Annotated in this window: 17 protein-coding genes and 1 pseudogene; 7 read left to right on the top strand and 11 right to left on the bottom strand. The window is 69.0% G+C overall.

Going from position 1 to position 15,423, the window contains the following annotated elements; all coding sequences use genetic code 11:
- The first annotated feature begins 875 nt into the window (after window positions 1-875).
- The gene (locus tag ACTWPP_RS29760; protein ID WP_443107682.1) at window positions 876-1,367 is read left to right on the top strand and encodes a nuclear transport factor 2 family protein; all 492 of its coding nucleotides are present in this window, start codon (window positions 876-878) and stop codon (window positions 1,365-1,367) included.
- A 323-nt stretch (window positions 1,368-1,690) separates the two neighbouring features.
- On the opposite strand, the gene ACTWPP_RS29755 is transcribed toward ACTWPP_RS29760, so the two are convergent.
- Window positions 1,691-2,074 carry a DUF5997 family protein gene (locus tag ACTWPP_RS29755; protein WP_443107681.1) on the bottom strand — a complete coding sequence of 128 codons (384 nt, stop codon included), beginning with the start codon at window positions 2,072-2,074 and terminating at the stop codon, window positions 1,691-1,693.
- A gap of 55 nt (window positions 2,075-2,129) precedes the next feature.
- On the opposite strand from ACTWPP_RS29755, the gene ACTWPP_RS29750 reads away from it, so the two are divergent.
- Window positions 2,130-2,813 (top strand): LysR family transcriptional regulator substrate-binding protein, encoded by a 684-nt coding sequence (locus ACTWPP_RS29750; protein ID WP_443107680.1) that lies wholly within the window; start codon window positions 2,130-2,132, stop codon window positions 2,811-2,813.
- A 157-nt stretch (window positions 2,814-2,970) separates the two neighbouring features.
- Here ACTWPP_RS29750 and ACTWPP_RS29745 read toward each other — a convergent pair whose 3' ends face one another.
- Window positions 2,971-3,150 carry a hypothetical protein gene (locus tag ACTWPP_RS29745; protein ID WP_443107679.1) on the bottom strand — a complete coding sequence of 60 codons (180 nt, stop codon included), beginning with the start codon at window positions 3,148-3,150 and terminating at the stop codon, window positions 2,971-2,973.
- Between the two features lie 540 nt (window positions 3,151-3,690).
- On the opposite strand from ACTWPP_RS29745, the gene ACTWPP_RS29740 reads away from it, so the two are divergent.
- Complete coding sequence (locus ACTWPP_RS29740; RefSeq protein WP_443107678.1) at window positions 3,691-4,407, top strand: serine/threonine-protein kinase; 717 nt, start codon at window positions 3,691-3,693, stop codon at window positions 4,405-4,407.
- A gap of 222 nt (window positions 4,408-4,629) precedes the next feature.
- Here ACTWPP_RS29740 and ACTWPP_RS29735 read toward each other — a convergent pair whose 3' ends face one another.
- Window positions 4,630-5,544, bottom strand: coding sequence for a LysR family transcriptional regulator (locus ACTWPP_RS29735; RefSeq protein WP_443107677.1), 915 nt, complete (start codon window positions 5,542-5,544; stop codon window positions 4,630-4,632).
- A gap of 62 nt (window positions 5,545-5,606) precedes the next feature.
- A complete protein-coding gene (locus tag ACTWPP_RS29730; protein ID WP_443107676.1) occupies window positions 5,607-5,903 on the bottom strand; it encodes a hypothetical protein in 297 nt (98 codons plus the stop codon).
- Between the two features lie 472 nt (window positions 5,904-6,375).
- On the opposite strand from ACTWPP_RS29730, the gene ACTWPP_RS29725 reads away from it, so the two are divergent.
- Together ACTWPP_RS29725 and ACTWPP_RS29720 are read left to right on the top strand one after the other, a co-directional pair.
- Entirely contained in the window at window positions 6,376-6,693 is a 318-nt protein-coding gene (locus tag ACTWPP_RS29725; RefSeq protein ID WP_443107675.1) for a UBP-type zinc finger domain-containing protein, read from the top strand.
- A 110-nt stretch (window positions 6,694-6,803) separates the two neighbouring features.
- A complete protein-coding gene (locus ACTWPP_RS29720) occupies window positions 6,804-8,042 on the top strand; it encodes a PP2C family protein-serine/threonine phosphatase (protein WP_443107674.1) in 1,239 nt (412 codons plus the stop codon).
- 252 nt (window positions 8,043-8,294) lie between these two features.
- Here the strand turns inward: ACTWPP_RS29720 and ACTWPP_RS29715 are convergent, their stop codons facing one another.
- The 3 genes from ACTWPP_RS29715 to ACTWPP_RS29705 all read right to left on the bottom strand — a co-directional run bounded on the left by ACTWPP_RS29715 (window position 8,295) and on the right by ACTWPP_RS29705 (window position 9,702).
- Window positions 8,295-8,687, bottom strand: coding sequence for an STAS domain-containing protein (locus tag ACTWPP_RS29715; protein ID WP_443107672.1), 393 nt, complete (start codon window positions 8,685-8,687; stop codon window positions 8,295-8,297).
- 77 nt (window positions 8,688-8,764) lie between these two features.
- Complete coding sequence (locus ACTWPP_RS29710) at window positions 8,765-9,337, bottom strand: DUF5994 family protein (protein WP_443107671.1); 573 nt, start codon at window positions 9,335-9,337, stop codon at window positions 8,765-8,767.
- Window positions 9,338-9,384: 47 nt separating this feature from the next.
- On the bottom strand, window positions 9,385-9,702 hold the full coding sequence (locus ACTWPP_RS29705) for a lipopolysaccharide assembly protein LapA domain-containing protein (RefSeq protein WP_443107670.1): 318 nt from the start codon (window positions 9,700-9,702) through the stop codon (window positions 9,385-9,387).
- Between the two features lie 459 nt (window positions 9,703-10,161).
- Here ACTWPP_RS29705 and ACTWPP_RS29700 point away from each other — a divergent pair, with 459 nt between their 5' ends.
- The gene (locus ACTWPP_RS29700) at window positions 10,162-10,809 is read left to right on the top strand and encodes a hypothetical protein (RefSeq protein WP_443107669.1); all 648 of its coding nucleotides are present in this window, start codon (window positions 10,162-10,164) and stop codon (window positions 10,807-10,809) included.
- Window positions 10,810-11,027: 218 nt separating this feature from the next.
- Here ACTWPP_RS29700 and ACTWPP_RS29695 read toward each other — a convergent pair whose 3' ends face one another.
- The 3 genes from ACTWPP_RS29695 to ACTWPP_RS29685 form a co-directional block, all read right to left on the bottom strand.
- Window positions 11,028-11,618, bottom strand: a complete 591-nt coding sequence (locus tag ACTWPP_RS29695; RefSeq protein ID WP_443107668.1) for an HD domain-containing protein — start codon at window positions 11,616-11,618, stop codon at window positions 11,028-11,030.
- Between the two features lie 363 nt (window positions 11,619-11,981).
- The gene (locus ACTWPP_RS29690; RefSeq protein ID WP_443107667.1) at window positions 11,982-12,209 is read right to left on the bottom strand and encodes a hypothetical protein; all 228 of its coding nucleotides are present in this window, start codon (window positions 12,207-12,209) and stop codon (window positions 11,982-11,984) included.
- Window positions 12,210-12,211: 2 nt separating this feature from the next.
- Window positions 12,212-13,204, bottom strand: coding sequence for a tyrosine-type recombinase/integrase (locus ACTWPP_RS29685; protein WP_443107666.1), 993 nt, complete (start codon window positions 13,202-13,204; stop codon window positions 12,212-12,214).
- Window positions 13,205-13,488: 284 nt separating this feature from the next.
- Here ACTWPP_RS29685 and ACTWPP_RS29680 point away from each other — a divergent pair, with 284 nt between their 5' ends.
- Window positions 13,489-14,199 (top strand): hypothetical protein, encoded by a 711-nt coding sequence (locus ACTWPP_RS29680; RefSeq protein ID WP_443107665.1) that lies wholly within the window; start codon window positions 13,489-13,491, stop codon window positions 14,197-14,199.
- A 62-nt stretch (window positions 14,200-14,261) separates the two neighbouring features.
- Here the strand turns inward: ACTWPP_RS29680 and ACTWPP_RS29675 are convergent.
- Window positions 14,262-15,341, bottom strand: a pseudogene (locus ACTWPP_RS29675) (IS110 family transposase).
- Between the last annotated feature and the right edge of the window lie 82 nt (window positions 15,342-15,423).

Here is a 15,423-nt window from a genome sequence, read left to right as displayed (position 1 = left end):
GTGGCTCCCGCACCCAACCCTCATCATCCTGCGGCTGCCGCCATTGATCCCGGTGCCCCTGGTGACCGTGCTGCTGGCCGCTGCGCTCACCGGCGACGACGGCGCCGTGGCCACGCTAACGGTTTCGTCGAATGGCGCCACTCTCCGTCAGAGTGTCGTATCTCTAGGGAATGGGTTGGGAGGTCTTCTACGTCAGTCGACCGGCGGTGAGCCGGACGAAATGCGGTGTCGTCGATGCCGTGACCCTCCTTGATCGTTTGGCGTTGCCGGATGGGACGCCGGTCGCTCTGGACGGGGCGATGCGTCCGGTGGAACCGGTGTGCGGGTGGATGCGTGCATTGGCGTATGAGCGTAAGCAGCCTGAGACGATGCGGGTCTATGCCTATGTGGTGCGGCGGCTTGGGGAGTTCCTGGCCGGTCGGGGCTGCGACCTGTTGTCGGCGACCGAGGCGGACTTGGTGGCCTACCGCAGAGCACGGACTGAGGTCGGGGAGCGTGTGGGGCTTCATTATCCCGGTTCGGGGCCTGACCTGCTGGTTTCCCGGCGTGATCATGCCGCGGTCGGGCAGGCTGAAGCGCCATGGCGTGGTCGCTGTTGTACGACCTGACGCGCACCTGGTTGGGCGTGATGCTGCTTATGAGCTCAGGGTGGGCGGTCTGTCGAAGCCTTGACCACCACAGACGGCGACAGACCGGCCTACCGAAACGACAGCACAGCCTCGGGCCAGGGCGGCACGAGCTCCTCCTGGCTTGCCTCCCATCACGAAAGCCGGGGCACCTCACCGGCGGACGTGCCGAACGCCGAGCGGTAGGGACGCATCGGGAATCAGAACGCGTTCTTGTCAATGGCGGCGGTGTCGAGCAAGCTACGTCGCATGGATTTGAATGCCCTGGAAGAGATCCGTCAGGTGAAGTACCGCTACCTGCGCTGCCTGGACCTGAAGGACTGGGACGGGTTCGCCGGCACCCTCACCGAGGACGCCCTGGGCGCCTACGGGACTCGCGCGGTCGGTGAGCCGCTGCGCCTGGAAGGCCGCGATGCCATCGTCGCCTACATGCGCGACAATCTCGGTCCCGAGATCACCACGGTGCACTTCGCGGGCCAACCCGAGATCCGGGTCGACGGCGATAAGGCCGAGGGCACCTGGTGCCTGGAGGACACCGTCATCGCCAAGGCGTTCCGGGTGCTGATCCGCGGATCCGCCTTCTACGAGGAGACGTATCGGCGCTGCGCGGACGGCGGGTGGCGCATCAGTGGCATCGGCTATGAACGGACCTACGAATACTCGATATCGCTCGACGATGTGCCCAGCTTCAGGCTGCTGGCAGACCGCTGGGCGCCCTCGCCCCCGCAGCCGGGAACCTGACCTGTATCAAAAAGTCGGGCTTGATGCGTGCCGTCGCCCGTCGCCAGCGCGCCGTGGACGAGGTAGTGGCCGTCAGTGGAGTCGGCGGTGAAGGGGCATGGCCAGATCGGTGGTGGTCACGACCAGCGCGACGGTGTAGTCGATGAGGTGGTCGCGGAACGGCTGCGGCGCCGGCACGGCCATACGCCCGAGCGCGACCGCCTGTATGAGGCGTACGCGGCCTCGGGCGCTGCGCTTGCTGAGAATGCAGGGCGACTTGACCCACGCGCCCTACATCGCGAGCAGCGGGGCGGCGGTTCGCGCGGCCGGGGGCATCACGTGAGTCAGGCCTTGGTGCGCTGCCGCTTGAGGCGGAGTTCCTCCTTGCGGACTTCGGCTTGGACGGCTTGCTCGCGTTCCAGCCAGTCGGGCCTTTCGGCCTTCAGGTTCTCGATCTCGGCCGTGGTGAGGGGGCCCGTGATGCCGCCGCGGGCCAGACCTGAGACGGAGACGCGGAGCTTGGCAGCGACGACCTGGCGGGGGTGGGGCCCCTCACGGCGCAGGTTCGCCAGCCATGAGGGCGGGTCGGCTTGGAGCGCGTTCAATTCGTCCCGGGAGACAGGACCTTCCTGAAACTCGGCGGGTGCTGCCGACAGCAGGATCCCCAGCTTCTTGGCCGCGGTCGCGGACTTCATGGTCTGCGGGGTCTTTGCTTTGGACGTGCCCATGACCTCAAGGGTAGCCAGCGGGAGGGAACTGTCTGGACGTGACTAGGGTGGCGGAGTGACCGATGGTGAGTTCCGGCTGGCCTACGTGCCGGGCGTGACGCCCGGGAAGTGGGCCGGGGTGTGGGCCGAGCGGGTCCGGGAGGTGCCGCTTCGCCTGCTGCAGATGCCGGCGACCGAGGTCGTCCCCCTGCTGCGGAACGGTGGCGTGGACGCGGCGTTCGTACGCCTGCCCGTCGACCGCGAGGCCCTCCATGTGATCCCGCTGTACCTGGAGACGACCGTGGTCGTGGTGCCCAAGGATCACGCGGTGGCCGCAGTGGAGGAGGTGGAGCTCGCCGATCTCGCCGACGAGGACGTGTTCGAGCCACTCGACGAGGTCTTGACCTGGGACGACCGCCCCGGGCAACCTGCCTTCACACGTCCTGAGAGCACCGCCGGCGCGATCGAGTTGGTGGCGTCCGGAGCCGGCGTCCTGCTGCTCCCGCAGTCTCTGGCCCGCCTCCACCACCGCAAAGACCTCACCTACCGAACCGTGACCGACGCTCCTCAGTCCCAGATCGGCCTGGCCTGGCTCGAGGCCGTGACGACCGACCTCATGGAGGAACTGATCGGCATCGTCCGCGGCCGCACCCCCAACAGCTCCCGTGGCCGTAACCCCCGGCAACAGCCCACCCGCAAAAAGCCACCGCCACAGCGCCCCGCCTCCAAGCAACGCCACCAGAAGCGCCGCCGGAGGTGACGAGAGTCGCGCTCACCGACGACACCCCGCCATCCCACAGGCGGAGAGGCATCGTCCAAGTTGATCAAGGTCAACTCAGATCGGGTGTCCGCGCAACGGGGAAGCTCAAGATGTCGTCAGAAGGCCTCACGATGACGCGGTCGTAGAGCCCGACATGTCATGTGCTCGGCTGGGGAACCTTGCAGTTGGCGGTGGGGTTGAGACCGATGTAGTTGAGCGGACCGGAGGCCAAGGTGATTCCGATCGTGGCGATTCTGGCGCAGCTGCCGTCAAATTGGGTGTAGTAGTGGCGCTGTCCCGCGGCGAGCGCTCCTATGATCAGCCAGGCGATGAGCATCCACCGTCCGGACCTCATCGCTACCTCCGGTGACCGCTTCGCCGACCCTGGGGTACGACAGTAGCGACAAGATCGTCCATAGTTAAGCAAGTCGGGCCGGGTGTGTCATGTCACCAACGTCTCGCGCGGCTTCTGTGTTCTTGACGACGCTCTGCCCCGCACCGGAAAGTCTCTCGACGACCCGACCGTGCACAACCCGCTCGAATCCCCCCGACCGGCAGCAGCGTGCGGCCGCCGACGGGCTCGGAACCCGCGCGCCCGGCTACCCGGTTCCACCTACACGACGGCACCGTCGACGAGATCAACTCCTACGCCCTCGGCGAACCGCTGTGCCCGGACCGGTGCTCCCGCAGCAACGTCGTCCAGCACCCAGCCCATTCCGCTGGCCAACCACGCTGCCGGAGCGGTCATCGGCGCCACCCCAGCGATGAACTGGCTCGCCGCACGCACCGCAGGCCAATCCCCCAGGGCAACTACCGCTGCCCCTTCCACACCGACCGGCCTCTGGCGTGTCGGCAACGGGTGAAAACTGACCCCCAGGTGAGGACGGGCGGGTTCCAGGTGTTGCACCGCGGCGATGACGAGCGGGCGCGGGCGAGGTTCGTCCGGGAGGCGGCCACCGCCCGGCGCGTGGCCAGTTCCTGCACCGCCGCCGTGCTGGCCGCCGAGGTGGATGGGGAGCGTCCCTTCATCGTGTGCGAGTACGTCGCCGGGCCCTCGCTGCGGGACCTGGTCCGCCGGCAGGGTCCGCGCCGCGGTGGTGAGCTGGACCGGCTGGCGCTGGGCGCGGCCACCGCCCTGGCGGCCATTCATCATGCCGGCATCGTGCACCGCGACTTCAAGCCGGCCAACGTGCTGATCGGCCCGGACGGGCCCCGGGTGATCGACTTCGGGATCGCGCGGGCGCTGGAGGCGAGCACGGGCGCCACCAGCCAGGTGATCGGCACACCCTCCTACATGGCCCCTGAGCAGTTCTTCGGCGAACGCGCCGGACCGGCGGCCGACATGTTCGCCTGGGCCACCACGATGGCCTACGCGGCGAACGGATCACCCGCGTTCGGCGATGACACGATCCCGGCCGTGATGCGACGGATCCTCCACGAGGATCCCGAACTCGGACGGCTGTCGGGACGGCTGCGCACCTTGGCGGCCGCGTGCCTGGCGAAGGATCCGGCCCGGCGGCCCAATGCCGGCCAGGTGATGTGCGGCCTGCTTCGGCCGCGTGCCGGTTCACGGCACGCGCTCACACCCGGGTGAAAAGCCGCTAACGATCCCTGCCGTCGCACGTCCCGGCGGGGGACGATCAAGGCTCCCATCGGACGCTCCGTTCTTGTGGAGGCCCGAGCCTGAACGGGCCGTGTGGAAGACCCCGGTGGCGGCCGATCCCGTACGGCCGTCGGGAGATACCGCGATACGCGCCGAACCGATCACTGCGACCGATCACCGAGCGGACCGGTCGGCCCGATCGGGGTTCCCGGGTCAGCCGGTCGTCTGGTCCGCGGCGGCCAGCCAGCCGAGCCGTTCGGACATGTTCCGGGCGCAGGCGACGACGGCGCGCACATGATCGGAATCGTCGGCCTCGCGCCACAGGATCGACCAGGGATAGAAGGAGACCGGTTCGGTGAGCGGGCGCCAGATCGTTCCCGGGAGCGCGGAGATGCAGGAGGAGGGGACGCAGGACAGGCAGCGGTCCTGGGCGACGAGCGCGGAAGCGGCGCGGATGCTGTCGACGGTGCCCTCGTACACCGTCGGGGTGAAGCCGGCGGTCCGGCACATCTCGACGGTGAACTGGTTGAACTCCGGAGCCTTCATCTCCTCGGCCAGCAGCAGCGGTTCACGGGCGAGGGCCTCGACCGGCACCGCGTCCAGTTCGGCGAACCGGTGCCCGCGAGGGACCAGGACTCCGAGACGGTCCCGGCGGAACAGGTGTGAGGCGACGCCGCTCGGTGCCAGTGCGGCACGGCCGATGCCCACGTCGAGACGCCCGTCGACGAGTTGCTGATACTGCTCGGGGACACCGACCTCCACCTGGTGGATCACCAGGTCCGGGTAGAGCGCCTGAGCCTCATGCAGGATCTGCGGCATCGAGTCATAGCTGGCGTCGATGATGCCCACCCGCAACGCCGGCGAGGCGCCTTCGGCGGTCCGGGCGACCTGGGCGGCGCGCTCCACGTGAGCGAGGATCTGCCGGGCCTCGACCAGGAACGCCGCTCCCGCCGGGGTCAGAGCGACATAGTGTGTGGTGCGCTCCAGCAGACGAACGCCCAGCTCCCGCTCCAGCCGCTGGATCTGCTGGCTCAGCGCCGACTGCACGATGTGCTCGCGGGCCGCCGCCCGGCCGAAGTTGAGCTCCTCGGAAACGGCGACGAAATAACGGAGCTGGCGCAGTTCCACATCTCCCACCTTCTGAGCTGGAACAGCGAGGCCTGCTTGCCGAGCCTACATCGCGGCGTGCCCTAGAGGGCTTCACCGACCCAGCGCGAGACACCCCCCTCATGCCGTGCGCGGACGAGGTGCGCGGTGCTGGAGTCGGCGAGCTGGGCGACCGCCCGGATCAGCTGGCGATGGAAGTCACCTGGCGGGCGGACGCCGGACGAGCCTTCCAGAAGGGTCACACTGACCTTGGCGTCATCACGGAGCTGCGCGGTCAACCGTCCGGTCTCGTCCAGGCGGAGCATCACGATGGAATCAGCACGGATCAGATCATGGCCCCCACCGGCCTCGACCCAGACTTCGGGCACGGTCCCGCTCATGGACCTCATCTCCTCGGTTGCGCCGGCCAAGGCCCCCGCCCCTCAACATAGACGGTTCGGCATCACCTCCGTCAGCATCACGACGACCCGCGGCCCCGCGCCATGCGGGTCACGACCTCCACCGGCGGTTATCGCCCCCACTGATCGAGCTTGCTCGTATCGCTCGTTACGGCCCACTGAAAGCCGAGGTCAACTGAAAGTAGGCGCATCCACGCGCCCGAACTCGGCCGGTCGCGTTCAAGCCGGTCCCTTACCCGCCGAAAAGCCTCCCCCTGGAGTGGAAGACCATGACCACGACCGTGCCCAGAGGCGACACCCACACGGCATGCCGATCCTTGCCAAGGACCGCAAGTCCGACTTCCTGCGTCGCCAGGTGCCGCATCACCTGCACGCCGTCGGCGGTCCCGCACGTTTAGAACTGACGTACTGATCCAACGGCAGCGCACCGCGGTGCCCGGAAAGGGGGCTCTCGATGAACCACGAGATGAGAGTCCACATCATGACCTTGAGTGTGCCCACCAGCCCGAACGGCTCGGCACCACGTTGTGAGCATGTGGACGGGCTGGCTCCCGTCACTCCACGCTCGCGCGGCTGCACAGCGTGCGAGGCGCAAGGAGACAGGTGGACGGCCCTCCGGATCTGTTTGAGCTGCGGTTGGGTAGCGTGCTCCGACGACTCGCCGCACCGGCACGCACGAGCGCATTACCAGGAGACCGATCATCCGCTCGCCGCCACGATGGAACCGGGATCCACCTGGAGATGGTGCTACGTCCACGAACGTCAGGTCTGACTCCGGCCAGGCTTCCGGTGGTCATCGGCCCACCCAGGCGAGCCGCTCACGAGCTGAACAGTCTCGGACACATGGAGTTGATGATGTGTCTTGGGGGCACGTAAACGTCCGTGGGGGAACTGACCGGGCCCAAGGACACCGTGGACCGGAGTGAAGGCTTCGGTGAACGGCTGCTGGGGCAGTTGCTGGACCGGGCGCACGAGATGCCGCCCCAGCTCATCGCTCCGCTGGTAGCCGAGGAGGTGCGTGCGATCGGCGGCCGGGACATCTCGATCCTGTTGCAGGACTACGCACAGCTGACTCTGGTGCCCCTGCCGGGCCGCGGCCTCACCGACGGGGAACCGCTGCCCTTGGCAGGTTCCCTGGCCGGACGTGCGTTCCTGTCGGAGACCACCGTCGAACAGCAGCAAGCCGACGGCGTGCGCATGTTCTTGCCGCTGCTGGACGGCAGCGACGAGATCGGGGTGATGTCGCTGACCCTGACCAGCGTCAACGAGGACGACCGCCGACTGCTGCGACGGCTTGCGGGCCTGGTCGCCGACATGCTGGTGACCAAGAACCACTACACCGACCAGTTTCTCAGGACGCGACGGCGTGAACCGCTGAGCGTGCCCGCTGAGATTCAGTGGTCACTGCTGCCCCCGCTCACCATGACGACGCCGCAGGTCGCCGTCGCCGGAATCCTGGAACCCGCCTATAACGTCGCAGGCGACAGCCTCGACTACGCCCTCAACGACGACATCCTGCACCTGGCCGTAATCGACGCGATGGGCCACGGCCTGAACGCCGCAGTACTGGCCACCGTCGCCGTGGGCGCCTACCGGCACGCCAGACGCGCCGACGCCGGCCTCGCCGAGCTGTACGCGTTCATGGACACCGCCATCGACGCCCAGTTCGGTCCCGACCACTTCGTCACCGCGCAGATGATGCGGCTCAACATCGGGACCGGCCACCTGCAATGGGTCAATGCCGGCCACCCGTCACCCATGCTGATCCGCGATCACCACGTCATCGGCACACTGGAAGGCCACGGCACCCTGCCCGTCGGCGTCGGCGGTTCAACACCCCAGATCAACAGCGAACAGCTCCGCCCCGGCGACCGGGTCCTGGCCTACACCGACGGCCTCATCGAAGAGCACACCGCCGGCGGAGAACAGTTCGGCGAGGAACGCCTGATCGCCACCATCGAACGCGTCGGCCCCGCCAGCACGACCGTGCAGCAAATGGTGCGGGAACTCTCCCACACACTCATGCGAGAACGAGGCGGGATCACCAGCGACGACGCCACCCTCTTCCTCATCGAATGGCGCGGCGGCACCGCCGACCACCTCGCCCGACCAGATCTCTGACCGCAAGGCGCCGAGCCGTTCGGGTTGACCGAAGACTCAAGGGCGATGGGAGTGCGCGGGGCGGGGCCGGGCCACCTGGAGGTGAGGCGGTGAGGGGGACGGTGCAGATGATGACGTCGGGGCCGGCGCGCAGGACGGCCGCCAGAAGCAGCCCTCGCTTTGCGGGGAGGGCGGCGTCCCTACGTCCGGGCGCCGCCGGCCCGCCCGCGTGGTCGGACGGCCGCCCGCCTCCGTCGTGCACGGTGAGTGCGGTCATGCGGCGAGTTCGGCGTAGAGGTCCTGGGTGGGGTGGACGGTGAGGGCGCGGTCGATCCCGGTTGCACGGAGCAGCCCGGCGACCTGCGGGCCGGGGGCGGCGAGGTGGAGGGTGATGCCGAGTTCGGCGGCGCGGCGCTGGGCACCGATCAGCACGGCCAGTCCGGCCGCGTCGGCCGACGCCACCTCTCTCAGGTCGAGGATCAGCAGGCGGCCGCTGCGCCGCAACACTCCGATCAGGTGCTCGCGCAGCGCCGGCGCTGCGGCGCCGTCCAAGGCGCCCGTCAACGCGACGATGGTGTGGCCGGGGCGCCGGTGGGCGGGCATCTTCACTTCATCGGGGGCCCGAACGAGGCCCGCGACGGCGGCGGGCGCGGTGGAGGTGGTCATGGTGATCTCCGATCACAGGAGGGCGGGAGCGCCGCCCAAGCGGCCAGCTGATGAGCCGGCCGGGCGGGTGGGCCGGATCAACGTGCCGCGAGGTCTCCTCGAACTCGCCCGCCCTCAGACTCCCAGGCGCTCTCCGAGCCCGCGGCATCGGCCCGGTCCATCTCCGATGGCGGGGTGAGGGCGGCCAGCAGGCCAGGGGCGCGAAGGTGGTTGTGGGGGTGGGACGCCAGTTCCATCGACGCCTCGGCTTCGGTGCGGGGCGTGGAGACCGGGACGGTGAACAGGTCGACGCGCCGGCCGTCGGCGTGGATCGCCGTGAGCAGCCCGCAGGGCAGGGAGTCGAACCAGCTCAGCCGCACCACCCGGGTATCGGCCGGGCCGTCGATGCGCAGCCGGCGGGGACGGCCGTCCCACTCATCGGCCCGGAGCAGGACGTGGGTGATGGGACGGTGATCGTCGATGGGGCCGCGGGCCTGCAGGGCCAGGATCAGACCGGGCAGTTCCGCGACCGGATCGGCCGAGCGGGGCCACCAGGCGCCGTCCAGCGCGGCCCGCACCGAGCCGGGAGGAGCCTCGGGGCGCAACCGCAGCCGCGGAGCCGAGGGTGGTGACAGGCTGATCGTTGTGCGGCGTTCGGTGGTGGTCCACATGGCCGGCGCCTTCCTTGGGGTCTCGATCGGTGCGGCGGGACGCTCCCTCATCGCGGGCGCCTGCGGGTCAGCGGGCGCAACTGCGTGAGGCGGGCGGTGCCCAGGATCAGGGTGACCGCGATCCCGGCGGACATCGCGGCCATGAGCACGACCGCCAGTGGCAGAACACCGCTCATGCCGGCGAAGGAGATGCGCACATCACCGGTGTTGCTCACCACGAACACCATGAAGACGATCAAGATGACCGCGACGGCCCACAGGCCGGCCCACACCACGCTGGTGCGGGTCGCCGTCACCGCCCGCGGCGCGGACCAGGGCTTGTGCTGATCGGGGGATCCGGGGCCAGGCGGTCTGGGCTGGGGCACCGAACCGGTCTGGCCGGTGCGCCCGGGTCGTCCGCTGATATGAGGCCTGTGCAAGGTCGGCATGACTCCCCCTCTCGGGGGCGAGCCGGTGTGGCGAATCAATCCCCAGAGCGGGGATGTCGTCGATTGCCGGATAATTTGATTCTACCCGATTATTTGACGATATCCGTAAAATTCAGAAATGTTTCCTAGGGGGATACACTGGAGCCCGGAACGTGTTTCTTTTCCAGTCGGCTACGGTCATCAGCACAAGTGATGGCGTGTGCACGGATTGCCTGTGTCCATAACCGGGCCGCCGGGGTCAAGCTGAAAATGGCCGGTCACTTCAGGGGCTGCGCCGGCCTGGACCAGGGCCGTCCACTCCTCCCCGAGCCGGACGGCCCTGGACCTGCAGCCCACCCGTCGTGGACGAGAACGTCACGATCGCTGATCGACGCAGGCGAACCGGAAATGAGCCCCATGACCACCACAAACCACGCCTCCGCGATCCAGGCCCCGACAAGCCGCGACACTCCCACCGCCCCGGACCGAGCCGTCCACGCCCCGCAGCACATCCCATCAAGCGCGGACGCCGTCCGCCATTCACCGGCGGTCGTGTCCGTTGACCTGCCCGCTCCGGCACCCCAGCGCGTCCAGCAGGCGCGGGCCTACCTGACTGCCCGTCACGCGACCGGCGTGGACGAATTCCTCTGGGAGGCCAGAGAACGGCCGATGCCCGACCGCGACGCGATCGATGCGGTCATCACCGCCGGCGACCAAGCCCAGCGCGGCACTGGCGAGAGCCCGGAGGCAGTGGAGGTCGCGGCGGCACTGGTGTCACTGAGCGCCGCCCACCTGAACCTGGACCAGACCGAGGTTCGCCTACTGAACACCGCGCAAACCTCGGGCATGGGCTTCGAACAGATCGCCGCCGTCCTCGACCTGAGCGTCGAGGAAGCCGAGGAACGCTACCGGCGACTCAAACCCCGCTTGGACGAACCCGTCGCCACACCATCCCCACCGCCCCAGCCGCGCCGCCACGAGGCGCAGTCGCCCACCGGCCTACGCAGACGGGCAAGGAATCAGCCGACCTGGGACGAGTTGGACGACGAGGATGGGGGACGCTGAGCCCACCGGGCCCAGCGGAAGGAGCAACGATGTCCGGGTAGGCACGCCGGGGTACAAGGCCTCGTGCCGCTCGTCGTGCCACCGCCAGACGAGCAGCAGTTGCTGCCAGCGCGTCTCCACGGCCGCCGCGGGGCCGAGGGCGCGGGCAGCGGCGAGATCGGGAAGCTGCGGCTTCGGCGGGATGCTCGGCATCTGACCGGGCACGTCGGGATTCGCCATCAGATCGGGAAAGACGCCTGGAACGCCAGGCGTTCGTCGGCCTGATCGCCGATGCGGGAGAGGACTTCATCGAGCGCGATGAACTCCTCCCATACTGCTCGGCCGGTCGCCTCCGACAGCCGGGCCACGATGAGATCCTCCAGATCCGGAACGCGCTTGTTCTTCCAGATCTTGTCGGCGAGACTCACCAGAAGGTCCTCCAGACCGACATCTGATCGCGTCCACGATGCGTGCGTCGCGGAGAAGCGGGCGAGCCCAGGGCTGACGCCGCGGTCGAGCAGAAGGGCGCGCCCGGCCTCCTCATGCTCCGCCCCGGGACCGGAAAGCTCCGAAACATGGACGGCCTTCCCTACGTCGTGCGTCGCGGCCCCGAACAGCACCGCCTCGCGGTCAAAGAGCAAGGCGGGGTAGCGCATCTCCACCCAGTCGACCAACTGGTGCGCGACATCGTGGACGGCCCGCAGATGGGCCGCCAGCCGCAGCGGGCTTCCCATCTCGGACAGAAGCTTCGCAATGTGATCTGGCAGAGGGAGCAGGGGCGGGTCGATCGTGCCTCTCATCGCCCTCGACAAAGCGGCGTCAATCGTCACCACATCAGAATACTGACCATGCCTGCTTTCGTGTCCGTCAAGGAAACGCTCACCCAGACGGCTTTTAATCCGTAGGCTGTGGGTTCGAGTCCCACGCGAGCCACCACCCCTGACCAGGGAAAACACCCTCCGCCGGGTGCACCGGGGATCATGCCTGGGGCCGGGCTGAGGCCGACCTGAGGCCAGAACAGCGGGCACCCGCCGACGTTTCGCCTCGTCTCATGCCCGTCACCACCAACGTGACGACCGGACACCACCGATCACCGCGTCGGGCCCTCGTCCTCGGCACAGACGCACTCGCGATGTTCGGTTAGTCCCTTCGTTGGCTGAGACGACACAGATCACAGAGCAAGCAGCTCTCCATCACGCAGCCAGCGCCGCGGCCGACCGTTCACCCGACCTCGCAGCGGCAGGACCTCGCTTGAGCACCGAGGGTCGTCGGCGGCGTTTGGTGCCGGGCACCCGCCCCCCGGCCCGCAGCACATGGGTGGCGGTCTGCTCGGCGGCGGTATGGGCGACCTTTGGGAGCACCGAGGTGTAGGTATCGGCGGTCAGCACGATGCTGGAATGCCCGAGCATCTCCTGCACCACCTTCAACTCCACCCCGGCCGCCGGCGCCAGGTGGCCGCACCGTGCCGCAGGTCGTGCAGCCGCACCGGCGGCAGCCGATGCTCGGCCAGCATCTTCTGGAACACGTGCGTGAGCCGCCCCGGCGAGACGGAATCGCCATTGAGGTTGGTGAACACATGCCCGCTGTCGCGGTACCGGTCCCAGTACGCGGCGGCCTCGGCCTGCTGCCGATCCCTATGGGCACGCAGCGCGGCGATCGTGGTGCGGTCCAGCGCGATCGCGCGGGCACTGTGCGCGGTCTTAAGCGCGCAGGGCTCCAGCCGACCGTTTCGCCGCTGCAACTGCTGGCAGATGGTCGCGGTGCCGTGCTCCAGGTCCACATCCACCCAGCACAGCCCGGCCGCCTCACCGCGGCGCAGCCCCCGCAGCGCGATCAGGTGGTAGGCGGCGTACAGCCGGTGGCCGCCGATGGCGTGCAGGAACGCGGCGGCCTGCTCGGCCGTCCACACCGCCACCGCCGACCGCTCCCCCGTCCGCTCCCACTGCTCGACCCGGGCGGCCTGCTTGATCGGCCGCCCGTCCCGCTGGTGCTCGTGGACGATCGCGGCGAACATCTCCCGCAGGTGCTGCACCGTGAGTTCGCCCAGCAGCAGCCCGCCCAGGCGCGGGGTCAGGTAGAGGCGGACGTGATTGGCGTACCCGGCCACGGTCGAAGCCGCGCCAGGATGGTCGCGTAGCCACCGGGCCAGCCACTCTGCCACCGTGATCGCGTTGCCGGTCGGGCCGCGCAGCCGCGCCAACGCCTCCTCGGCCGCCTTACGGGTCCGGTACCCGCCCCGCCGCACCCGCCGATGCCGCCCGTCCAGCCCGGCACCGAGCTCCAGCCGCAGATACCAACTGCCATGGCCGCGCTCGGCCTGAAGCCGGGGGCAGTCGCGACCGACCGCCCGGCCGGTCCGCGGATTCCCACAGCCGCATCGCCGGTACACCCCACCGGCACTCCTCACTCTTGCCATGCGCTCATCGTGTGCGCGACGAAGCACCGCCGCCATTCCCCACGAATCAAACACACTGAAGCTAGGGTGCCGGCGAAGCAGAACGCTGGCTTGCGGTCCTGCACGAAACCCGGTGGACTCCATTCCGTCCCCAGGGCTGCTCGATGTCTGCTCGGCGGCTCGCCACGGGCTCGAGTCAGGCGAGCACAACAACAGAGCCGTTAACAACTTGACACTCCCACCGCAACCCGCGTGACGCTCCGGCCCGCCTCATCTACGCTTTGTGAAGCGGGCAGGAGGAGAGCTTGGGCAAAGCGAGGCCCACGGCAATTCGCATCGGCGCCGCGACGACCGCGGTCGCGTTGTCGGCGGGATGCGGCATCGGCGCGGTGGACACCGAAACCGGTCCGCCTCGCCCGGACGGCCGCGAAATCCGCATCACGGTCACCACCGGCCGGATCACCCCGCCGACGCGGTGGCCGGACGCGTGTTCGCTGCTCACCGAGGACGAGCTGCTCGCCGTCCTCCCGTCCGCGGAGGACGTCGAGACCTGGCCCGTGACCGAGAATCCGTTCTACTCATCCTCCGTTCCCGGCGGGAAAGCGGTGAACGAGCAACCGGTGCGGAACGGGCGATGCATCTACAAAATGGAGTTTCCGGTCTACTACAACAACGCGAGAATTACCGGCACGGGAGAGTTCAGTATCGCCCTCAAGGGCGTCGGCGACCCGCGCGTGACAGCCCGCGTCCACGCCGACCGGAAAGCGAGCCTCGGAGCGTCCCAGGTCGGGGAGATCGGCGTCGACGGCGCCGACTGCTATCTGGAAACGGGGCCGGGGAACGCGCCGCGGATCGGTTTCGTCGTCTGCCGCAAGGGGCCGGTGCTGTTCAGCATCGAGCGGGCTGGCTTCCGGAAGGTCGATCTCGAAGGCGACGAGGACCTCGACGAGGCCGTCCGGGAGCGGGTCCTCGCGCCGGTCGCCGAGACCGTCGCGGCCGACCTACCGGACGGCTGAGCGCGGTTCTGCGCGGACGCACCGCGACCGCGTTCCGGCGGGGGGTGTCCCTATGGGATTCGTCAAGCTGCTCGGGCGGCGGGTTTGCGTGTGGGCTGGTAGGGCTGCTTGTCGCGGAGCATGGCGTAGATGACGTCGCTGCGGCGGCGGGCCAGGCAGATGAGGGCGGCGTTGTGTTTCTTGCCCTCGGCTCGCTTGCGGTCGTAGTAGGCCCTGCTCAGCGGGTCGGAGAGGGAGGCGAATGCGGCCAGGAACATGGCGCGTTTGAGGGCCTTGTTGCCGCCCTTGGGCGGGTGTTCGCCCTTGATGGAGGATCCGGAGCGGGGACCCTGGCAAGAGGGTGCGCATCAAGGATCTCCTCCACCTGGGCCGCGACCTGGTCGCGCTGGTCATGAACCGATCGCAGGGATCGGGCCAGGTGGCGCAGGACGGTCGCGGCCGCGGTGGTGCCGGGAACGACGACGGTCTGGGCGTCCAGGGCGGTCTTGACCGTCTCGGCCAGGCGTCCGGCCAATGCGCGGGGCCAGCGGCCGGGTGGTGGCCAGCAGCTGGTCGGCGGTGGCGGCGCGCAGCCCGTCCGGGCCGCCGTAGGCGATCAGCAACTCCAGCGCGGCGGGGTGGTGCAGCCGTGGCCCCAGGGCCCTCTCCAGGGCGGGGTGGATGGTGACCGGCAGCCCGCGGATCCGGTTGACCAGCCGGGTCGATTCGCCCGCCAGGTCGTCGTCGAACCCGACCAGGACCTCCAGCTCGGCCAGGGCCTCCTGGCCGGTGTCGACGCGGCGCAGGGAGTGCGGGAGGGTGCGTGCGGCGTCGGCGATGATGCAGGCGTCGCGGGCGTCGGTCTTGGCGTTGCCGGGGTGCAGGTCGGCCAGGCGCCGCATGGTCAGGCCGGGCAGGTAGGCGACCTGGCGGCCCTGGTCGCGGGCGACGGCGACGGGCAACGCCCCGATCGAGGCGGGCTGGTCGACCACCACCAGCACCCGGCCGCGGCGGCCGAGCTGGGTGAACAGGGTCCGCAGCCGCTGTTCGTCGTTGGGCAGGGGCTTGTCGTGCAGCTTCTTGCCGGCCGGGTCCAGGGCGCAGGCGTGATGTTCGCCCTTGCCGACGTCCAACCCCAGAAACACCGCGTACTCGACGCTCACGTCTACCTCGATCGGGGGGTGTTTGGCCCGGTCACGAGTTCTGGCGACGGCTGCCGGCATCCACGTTACGGCGAGACGATGA

Source organism: Actinomadura sp. 3N407, assembly GCF_052245875.1.
Lineage (GTDB): Bacteria > Actinomycetota > Actinomycetes > Streptosporangiales > Streptosporangiaceae > Spirillospora.
Note: the sequence above shows the minus strand (reverse complement) of the source record. Positions and strands in the feature narration are given on the sequence as shown.

What these genes read in the sequence shown, in the direction of transcription:
- ACTWPP_RS29745 (WP_443107679.1), bottom strand. Translation starts at nt 3,150, where the DNA reads ATGCTCATCGCCTGGCTGATCATAGGAGCGCTCGCCGCGGGACAGCGC.
- ACTWPP_RS29710 (WP_443107671.1), bottom strand. Translation starts at nt 9,337, where the DNA reads ATGTGGACCACCACCGAACGCCGCACAACGATCAGCCTGTCACCACCC.
- ACTWPP_RS29755 (WP_443107681.1), bottom strand. Translation starts at nt 2,074, where the DNA reads ATGGGCACGTCCAAAGCAAAGACCCCGCAGACCATGAAGTCCGCGACC.
- ACTWPP_RS29725 (WP_443107675.1), top strand. Translation starts at nt 6,376, where the DNA reads ATGAACCACGAGATGAGAGTCCACATCATGACCTTGAGTGTGCCCACC.
- ACTWPP_RS29715 (WP_443107672.1), bottom strand. Translation starts at nt 8,687, where the DNA reads ATGACCACCTCCACCGCGCCCGCCGCCGTCGCGGGCCTCGTTCGGGCC.
- ACTWPP_RS29700 (WP_443107669.1), top strand. Translation starts at nt 10,162, where the DNA reads ATGACCACCACAAACCACGCCTCCGCGATCCAGGCCCCGACAAGCCGC.
- ACTWPP_RS29685 (WP_443107666.1), bottom strand. Translation starts at nt 13,204, where the DNA reads ATGGCAAGAGTGAGGAGTGCCGGTGGGGTGTACCGGCGATGCGGCTGT.
- ACTWPP_RS29760 (WP_443107682.1), top strand. Translation starts at nt 876, where the DNA reads ATGGATTTGAATGCCCTGGAAGAGATCCGTCAGGTGAAGTACCGCTAC.
- ACTWPP_RS29730 (WP_443107676.1), bottom strand. Translation starts at nt 5,903, where the DNA reads ATGAGCGGGACCGTGCCCGAAGTCTGGGTCGAGGCCGGTGGGGGCCAT.